This window comes from Methylobacterium longum, from assembly GCF_022179385.1.
Taxonomy (GTDB): Bacteria; Pseudomonadota; Alphaproteobacteria; order Rhizobiales; family Beijerinckiaceae; genus Methylobacterium; species Methylobacterium longum.
This window is the reverse complement of sequence record NZ_BPQS01000172.1, coordinates 1-593: the sequence shown is the minus strand read 5'-3', so window position 1 is coordinate 593 and position 593 is coordinate 1. Positions and strand designations below refer to the sequence as shown.

At 65.4% G+C, this 593-nt stretch carries 1 pseudogene; it reads right to left on the bottom strand.

Annotated features, from left to right (window positions below):
- Positions 1-593 (bottom strand): annotated as a pseudogene (locus tag MFF58_RS31955) (hypothetical protein); the annotation flags it as partial.

Sequence of the window (593 nt, the reverse complement as noted above, 5' to 3'; positions counted from 1 at the left end):
CCTCCTGTGTGCCCGCTAGCACCAGACATGAGCGGCGCGCCTGAGGTCACAGCACGCGCAGTGCCCTCCGCCGAGTTCGAGGATGACGGGTTATCTGGAGCGCCCTGCGGAGTGCTGGTGCTCGCCAGGGACCCCAAGATGAGCTCCGGCCTGACCTCCGCCTCAGCGTGATCAGCAAAGAGCGCGCTCGCTCCGAAAATCAGGGCTGAAAATACGACCGCATCGAGCTGCTTGCGGTGAGTGTCTCGTTCGTTGAGCTCGCCTGAACCGCCGGTTCGGGCCTGCGATTGCTGGTGAGATAGCCCGGCTTGTCCAGTCGGTCCCGCGCTGTTGCTCGCGTGTTCTGCCTCGTCCGCAAAGGCGTCATCGGGCGAGAGGATCAAGGCAGCCGCCGCGACGAGCGCAGCCAGCAGGGCGGCCGGGTGAACCGACAGCTTGGTGCCGTCGGAGTTCCGCGGAATGGGAAGTAGCTCAGGGTAGAGCTGCGCGACTTGATCGATGAGGGCGCGGAAGTCGCTGCCCCACATGGGGCTGTCCAGGACGTCGGAGGCGATGACGTAGCTGCCGTCGATCCGGGCGAAGTGCATGATCGC